Below are 7,449 nucleotides of genomic sequence, written 5' to 3' on the forward strand. Positions count from 1 at the left end.
AATGTCACACAAGATGCATCAATGTGCACCGGGAACTGGCACTTTAACGCTGCTGCTTTCAGCCTGCAACTGCGGCGGCAGCAGCTTGTAAAGCACCGGTGTCACCAATCGGCCAATCAGGGTGGATGAAACAAGTCCACCAATGATGACCCAGGCCATGGGCGAATAAAGGCCGCCACCTTGCAGCGCCAGTGGCATCAAGCCACCGATGGCTGTCGCACTGGTCAGCAAAATGGGCAAAAAGCGGATTCGGCCTGCCTCTTCGATGGATTCATCCAGCCCCTTGCCTTGTTCACGCAGCTGGTTGGTGAAGTCCACCAGCAAAATGGAGTTCTTGATCTCGATCCCGATCAGGGCAATAAAGCCCACCGTGGCGGTGAAAGAGAGAGAATATCCCGCCAGGAAGAGGGCAATCATGCCGCCCGAGACCCCCAGAGGGATCACAAACAACACAATTAGAGTGCTTTTGAAACTGCCGAACTCAAGCACCAGAATGGCCAAGATGCCGAACACAGTGACCAAAATGGCTGTGCCGAAGCCAGCAAAGCTCTCTTTGCGGCTTTTCACTTCACCGGACACCACGTAACGATAACCCGGGGGCATGTCCACCTTTTGAAGGGCGCTGTCAATGTCCTGCGTCACCTTCTCGGTGTTGTAGCCGCTGCGTGTGTAGGCAGTCAGCAGCACGGCGCGTTGTTTGTCATAGTGGTAAATGCTGTTGACGTTGTCGGTCAGCGTCAATGTGGCCAATTGCGCCAGGGGTATGGCTTTGCCGTCCCGATTCATGACCTGAAAGCCATCCAGCGCCTGCAAGGTGCTGCGTTTGTCCAGTGGCCCGCGCACTGTGATGTCGTAGGCGTCGCCTTTTCGGTCCCGAAAGTCGCCTGCCTTGGTGCCCGCAATGGCCAGTCGGATGGCTTGGTCCAGCTCAGTGGTGTTGACACCGAGCAAACCTGCCTTGCTGCGGTCAACCACCAGTCGAAAGTCACTTCGACCGGTGCGCTGCGGGTTGTCCACGTTCTGTGTGCCTGGGTGGGCACTGATGATTTTTTCGAACCCGGCGGCGTATTTGCGCAGTCCGTCCAGGTCTGGCCCCATCAAGCGAAAACCGATGGGTGCGTCAATGGGTGGGCCGTTTTCAAATTCCTTGACGACAATGTTTGCACCGGCGATGTCCGCCACTTTCTTGCGCAGTGCATCCAGCAGCGCCGGTGTGTGGGCGTCGTATTGCTTGAGTTGAACAAACAATTCGCCAAAGTTGCTTTGCTTGTCGTTTTGAAAAATGTTGTAGTAAATCTGAGGGTTTCCTTCACCCACCGTGCTTATCACGCTGGTCACTTCCGGAAACGCTTTCAGATCCTTTTCGATTTGTTGAACCACCGAGTTGGTGAGCGTCAGGCTTGCGCCTGCGGGCAAACTGACCTGCACCAGAAATTGCGGCGTATTGGCTTTGGGAAACAGCGACATGCCCATGATGGGCACCAAGCCAAGGCTTAGGACAAACAGCAACAAGGAACCTGCCACCATGGTTTTGGGGCGCTGCAAGGCCTTGTGCAGCAGCGGCGTGTAAATGGTGTTGATGCCGTGGCTGAGCTTTTTCAGAAAGACGTTGCCTTCTTCATCCTCTTCGCGTTTGAGCATTCGGCTGGCCAGAAACGGAATAATGGTCAGCGCCACAAAGAGGGAAGCCAGCACCGTGAACACCACGGACACCGGCAATGAGCGAATGAATTTGCCTGCATTGTCGGGCAACATCAACAAGGGTAAAAACGCAAACAGCAGCGTGGCCGTGCAGCCCAGTACAGCCAGTGAAATCTGTTTTGTGGCCAGGCGTGCCGCTTCGGTTCTGCTGTGGCCCATGCGCAAAAAGCGGGCAATGTTTTCGATCACCACAATGGAATCGTCCACCAGCAGGCCCAAGGCCACCACCAAACCCGCGATCGAAAGCTGGTTCAATGAAAAGCCCGCAAAATACAGGCAGGCCAGCCCGGTCAACAGCGACAGTGGCACAGAAATCATCACAATGCCTGCCGCCCTGAAGCCCAAAGGAAGCAGCGTGAGCAGCACCAAAAACACCGCCAGCGAGAAGTCAAAACCGAGGCGGTTCAAGCGCTTTTCCACGTTTTTGTATTGCTGAAAGCCGCGTTTCAGTGTGATGTTGGAGGGCAGTGTTTTCTCAAACCGGGCCACCACCTCGTCAATTTGGGCCTGGGTGTTGAAGATGTTGCGTTTGTCTTTCTGGTTGGCTGTGATGAACACTGCGCGGTGGCCATCGTAACGACCCAAGACGTCTTGCTCTGCATAGCTCCATGACACCTCTGCCACATCACCCACGCGGATCAGCCGGCCTCCAAGCGTGCCCCCGGCTCCGGTTCCGATCAAGGGGGTGTTGCGAATTTCTTCCAGATTCTTGTAGTTGCCCGAAGTCAGTACAGTGAGACGGCGATCGCCCTGTTCCACCGCACCGCCCGGAATGTTACGAGACTCCCCGCCGATGACGCGCACCAGGTCGCTGGTTCGAATACCCAGATCCGCCAGCTTCTGGAAATCGGGGATCACGCGCACTTCTTTTTTGGGGTAGGCCCAGGTTTCACTGTCCCGCACGTCCTTGATGTCTTTCAGGTCATCGGCAAGGTCTTTGGCGTAGTCGGCCATTTCAGCGTAACTCGCCGTGTCTGAAACCAGCGCGTACTGGATGATGTTCGTAAAGCCAGGGTTGAATCGCTTGATGTCGACTGACAGCACACCACTGGGCAGGGTGGGGCGTATCCGGCTGATTTCACGATTGACCTCATCGTATTTTTTGTCGACATCCACCTCCGCATTGAAGCGGATGAAGGTGGCCGAACCGCTGTCCCGGGCGGTCGAATACAGCTCTTTCAGGTCATCCAGCCCATACAGCGCATCTTCAATGGGCTTGATCACCTGCTGTTCCATTTCAGACGGGTCTGCACCCGGATAAATGACGTTGACGCGGAATGCGCTGATGTCAAAGTAAGGGTCTTCGGTTCTCGGAATGTTCTTGAAGGCCATCAGCCCGATGGCCGACAGCATAAAAAACACCACAATCGTGAACTGGTAATTCTTGATGGAAAAGTCAGTCAGTTTCATGGCTTGGTCCCTTTGTCCAACACTTCAACAGCCTCGCCATCGGTCAGATAGGCCGCACCCAGGCTGACCACTGGGGTGCCGGCTGCAAGCGGTGTGTTCAGTCCAAGGCGGTTGCCATCCACAAAAGCAACCTGCACCGGCGTTTTGACCACCTTGTGGTCGGGCTTCATGACAAACAGCCAGGCGGTGTGGCTGTCACCTTCCACCACGGCTGACAGCGGCACGTAACTGCGCTCTTCGATTCGCGATTCAGCAGCTTGAATGGTCAATTTGGCTTGCATGCCCGAAAGGACCTGACTTTCAGGGTGTTCAGACGGATTGATGAGCACCTGTACACCGTAAGTGCCAGTCACCGGGTCTGCGCTTTGACTCAGTTCGATCACTTTGCCGGTCCACTTCACATTGGCTTGCGCATCGAACACCACGGTGGCGCGGTCGTTGAGATGCACCTGCACCGCTTGCCTGTCACTCAGGCTGGCCTTGACCACAAACCCGCTGGATTTGCTGCCCAGCATCAGCACGGGTTGGCCAGCGCCCACCACCTCGCCAGGTTGGGCGAAGCGACGCATGACAATGGCGTCGCCGCTGGCTTTGATCTCCGCCGTCTGACTGGCGTAGCTGGCTTGGCTGTAAGCTGCCATGGCCACGCGCTCGGCAGTGTGCAGATCGTCCAGTTGCACCTGCGAAATCACTTCCTGCGCCCGCAGGGCTTCACCCCGTTTGAGGTCGCGGCGGGCCTTGTTCAGGCCAGCGCTGGCCTGTGCAGTGGCAGCGGCCACATCTTCCTTGTTGAGCCAGGCCAGTCGTTGTCCCTTGCGCACGGTTTCGCCTTCGCGCACGGCGATTTGTTCGATCACGCCGGGCACCTTGAACCCCAGCTTGGCCTCGTCGCGGTAAGCGCCCACGCCAGTGGCCTCCAGCGCGGGTCTGTCCGGCCCTTTTGACACAAGGCTGACTTCCACTTTGCGCAGCGCTTGCTTTTCGGCCGCTTCCGGTTTGGATGGGCCGCAGGCCGTCAGCACAGGGATCAGTGTTGCCAGCAGCAACAGCGTGAGTCTTAGAGTCAGGGGGTGCTTGGTCATTGGGCATCTCCGTTGGGCATGGGGGGCGTCAAATCGGGCAGGTCGCGGTTGGCGTACTGCCACTGTGCATGTTCAATGTGGGCTTGATAAAGGGCATCAATCAGACCGAGTCGCGCGCGGGTTGTCGCTTGTTCGGCGCTGAGAAATTCAATTTGTGTGGATGCGCCAGCGTCGCGTTTGCGGGTGTTGATCCTCAGGCTTTCTTCGGCGGCGTCCTGTTGGGCCTGCCGCGCGCTGATGCTGTCCAGTGCCACTTGCAGGCGGTCTCTGGCTTGGGTTCTGGCCAGTTGCAGGCGGCGCGTCAGCAGTTCGGCCTGGGCTTGCACCGCCTGTGCCCGTGATTTGGCCTGTGCCACGTCACTGGCTCGGGTTCCACCATCAAACAGAGGCCAGTTCAGCACCACCGACGCTGTGGCAAAACCCGTGTGTGGGCCAGTGCTGTAGTCGGTGCCCTGATAGCCGCCCTCGATGGCATAACCCAGGGTTGGAGTGTAGGCGGCCTGTGCAGCGCGGGTTTGTGCATCCAGGGCATCTTTGCTGCTCAGCACTTGCTGCAAGGCAGGCGAGGGTGTTGTGGCTGTGCCCTTGGGGGTCAATTCTTGAACAATATCGGGCAGCAGGCTGCGCATGCGGGCCGTGTCGGGGGTTTCAATGGGTGCCTGTGCAGGGGCGTTGCGCAGCAGGTTGAAATATTCTCTGGCCAGTGCCAGGCGTGTTTGGGCCTGCTGCAATTGAACTTGCAAATCCAGCCGTTCAGCCTGCGCCCGCTTGGGTGCATCCAGTGTGACGGCACCTGTTTTGTACAGCACCTGGTTTACGCGTTCGTTCTCTTGCAGCGTTTTCAAGCTGACCTGTAAAACCTCCACCTGCGCCTTGGCTTGCGCAGTTTGCCAAAATGCGGTCTCGAGATCCCGGTGCAGCTCTTCCCGGTAATTTTGGCGGGCCGCTTCTTGCGCCTGCACAAAGGCCTGCTGCGAATCCACCTGGGCATTCAGTTCCGCAGAATAAATCGGTCCCTTCAGGGTCAAGCGGGTGTCTTGTTCGGTGGGGCGCAACAGCGGAATAGACTGGTTCTGCACCGTGGGAAAGCGCGCAGGCTGGCCCATGGCGGCAGCCTGCGCATTCAGGGTTTGGTACACCGGGTTCAACAAGTCGCCGGCTGGAAAGTCGATGGTGCGGCCGCCCTCCGAGACCGAATAGCGGGCCGACAAGGCCAGGCTCGGATAGTAGCGGCTGCGAAGGCTTTGAAGCTTGGCCTGCTCGGCCTCCAGGTTGAAATTGGCTTGCTTCAGTTCAGGGTTGTTGGCGTCTGCCTCATCGAAATACTGGCTCAGCATGGGCGCATAGCTGGGCACCGTGTTTGCAGGTGCTGCGAATGTCAGCGTGTGCAAACCCCCCAGCAGCGCAAGCACAACTGATCGGCTATACAGAAATTTACTGATTAGACACTTGTCAAATACAGTGTAAAAAAAAGGCCACTTGCCAGTGGCTTGGACATCAGGATTCATGGGAAACCCCTGTGTTGCGGTTGATCAATGACTGCATGGCCAGATTCAGCGCTTCTTCCATGAAGTTGGCCTTGCTGATGCCCATGCCCTCGATGAAAGGCCCTTTGGTCTGGGCCAACTGTATCGTGCCGTGAGAAAACGCCCACAGTGTGATGGACACCCGCATGGGGTCGTCGATGTCACCACGCAGTGTTTTGTCGGCCATGCCTTTCAGGATGGCCAATACGGTTTGTTCATGCACTTGCTGGCCAGCCAACATCATGTCTTGCGTCATGCCATCTTCCTGGGCGCAGGCAAAGTCAGCCGGCGTGGCCTCGAATCGTGACATGGCTGCAAAGTGCGTGGGTCGGTCCTCCGAGAATTGCATGTAGGCCCGGCCGATGGCCTTCACCTGCTCATACCCGGTGGCGTGGGCCTGCCGCGCAGATTCAAAGGCCTGCCGCAAAATTTTAAGGCCCCGAATGCACACACCCAGCTGCAGCGCCGTTTTGTCCTTGAAGTACACGTACACCAATGCGCGCGACACCCTGGCCTTGCGGGCCACCTGGTCCATGGTTGCTGCGTCAAAGCCTTTCAAGGCGAAAACATGCTCTGCCGCATCGAGAATGGTTTCTCGCCGGCGCTCTTTTTCTTCTTCTCGTCGTTCAGCCAAATAGTTCATGGCTGGATGATAGTTTTTTCGTTGACATTGTGTCAATAGAATTTGGTGGAATCAAACGGTATTTGCAATTTGAAGCGCTTTCTTGCCTTTTTTCAGAGGTTACCTTGTTTGGGGGGGCTCTATGATAAAGGTTACCCCCTACACAGGGGCGTTGAACCGTTCAGGAAGATTCGACATGTCCAGACACTTAGTCTTTGTGATTGATCCGCACCCCATCATCAGCTTTGGATTGGTTGAAATGATCAAGGACATTGCGCCTTTGGTAAACGTCAGGCAGTTTGCCACCCTGCGTGAAGCGGCTGGTTATGCAGTCACGGAATCGCCCGATCTGCTGATCACAGACTTTTACCTGAAAGACGTCAACTCATCGAATTTCATCGGTTTGATGGAAACCCTCATGCCGGGTATTCCGGTGCTGATTTCAGCACTTGATGACCGCGTAATGGCTGAATTGAGGCATCACAACAAGCCCAGATTCACCGCATTTTCGAAATTGAGCCCCTATCCAAAACTGATGGAGTATTTGCGTGCAGGGCTTGTTAGCGCAGGCATTGAACCGGCAACGCCCACCCGCATGCCCGGCACAGTGGTGCGAAAGCATTCCGGTCAATCCACGATTGGACTGGGTGGTGAAAGCAAGCCCCTGACCCACAAGCAAGTGGAAGTGCTGGAACAGATCGCGCTTGGCCTGTCGAACAAAGAAATTTCAGACCGTTTGCAGATCAGTGTTGAAACAGTCAAAGGCCATGTCAGAGACATTCTGGATCGATTGGGTGTGAAAAACAGGATCGAAGCATCCGTTTTTTACCGACAGGCGTTGCGCATGCAGCAATATGAGCACGCGGAGCACTGAGCCGCAAGCAGGCGATGCTGCCCAATTTCTAATCAGCCCCTAAAAAACGTTTATTTATAAACCACTTGGATAAGTTATCCACAGGGTTTCAGATGGTTTATACCCAGCAGATGGGGACATCTTTTCAGCACCCCCGAGTTCAAACTGTTCTTTTTTAACAGCAGGCGTATGACCTTGCCCCTGAAAGATGGACTCGTTAACTGGAGTGTTTTTATACTTTGGTTCAAGGAGAAT

General features: G+C 55.9%; 6 protein-coding genes. 1 reads left to right on the forward strand and 5 read right to left on the reverse strand.

Annotated elements, in window-relative coordinates; genetic code table 11:
- Nucleotides 1-18: 18 nt before the first annotated feature.
- The 4 genes from QQJ87_RS00500 to QQJ87_RS00515 are packed head-to-tail and all read right to left on the reverse strand — an operon-like array spanning nt 19 to nt 6,362.
- On the reverse strand, nt 19-3,111 hold the full coding sequence (locus tag QQJ87_RS00500; protein WP_284279299.1) for an efflux RND transporter permease subunit: 3,093 nt from the start codon (nt 3,109-3,111) through the stop codon (nt 19-21).
- The gene (locus QQJ87_RS00505; protein WP_284279300.1) at nt 3,108-4,193 is read right to left on the reverse strand and encodes an efflux RND transporter periplasmic adaptor subunit; all 1,086 of its coding nucleotides are present in this window, start codon (nt 4,191-4,193) and stop codon (nt 3,108-3,110) included. Before QQJ87_RS00505 ends, QQJ87_RS00500 begins: the two co-directional genes overlap by 4 nt.
- The gene (locus QQJ87_RS00510; protein WP_284279301.1) at nt 4,190-5,701 is read right to left on the reverse strand and encodes a TolC family protein; all 1,512 of its coding nucleotides are present in this window, start codon (nt 5,699-5,701) and stop codon (nt 4,190-4,192) included. Before QQJ87_RS00510 ends, QQJ87_RS00505 begins: the two co-directional genes overlap by 4 nt.
- Nucleotides 5,691-6,362 (reverse strand): TetR/AcrR family transcriptional regulator, encoded by a 672-nt coding sequence (locus QQJ87_RS00515; protein WP_284279302.1) that lies wholly within the window; start codon nt 6,360-6,362, stop codon nt 5,691-5,693. The genes QQJ87_RS00510 and QQJ87_RS00515 overlap by 11 nt, the downstream gene beginning before the upstream one ends.
- Before the next feature lie 175 nt (nt 6,363-6,537).
- On the opposite strand from QQJ87_RS00515, the gene QQJ87_RS00520 reads away from it, so the two are divergent.
- Entirely contained in the window at nt 6,538-7,215 is a 678-nt protein-coding gene (locus tag QQJ87_RS00520) for a response regulator transcription factor (RefSeq protein WP_284279303.1), read from the forward strand.
- 54 nt (nt 7,216-7,269) lie between these two features.
- Here QQJ87_RS00520 and QQJ87_RS00525 read toward each other — a convergent pair.
- Nucleotides 7,270-7,449, reverse strand: a 180-nt coding sequence (locus QQJ87_RS00525) for a hypothetical protein (protein ID WP_284279304.1), incomplete at its 5' end; no start/stop codon positions are given.

Source organism: Limnobacter litoralis, from assembly GCF_030160455.1.
Taxonomy (GTDB): domain Bacteria; phylum Pseudomonadota; class Gammaproteobacteria; order Burkholderiales; family Burkholderiaceae_B; genus Limnobacter; species Limnobacter litoralis.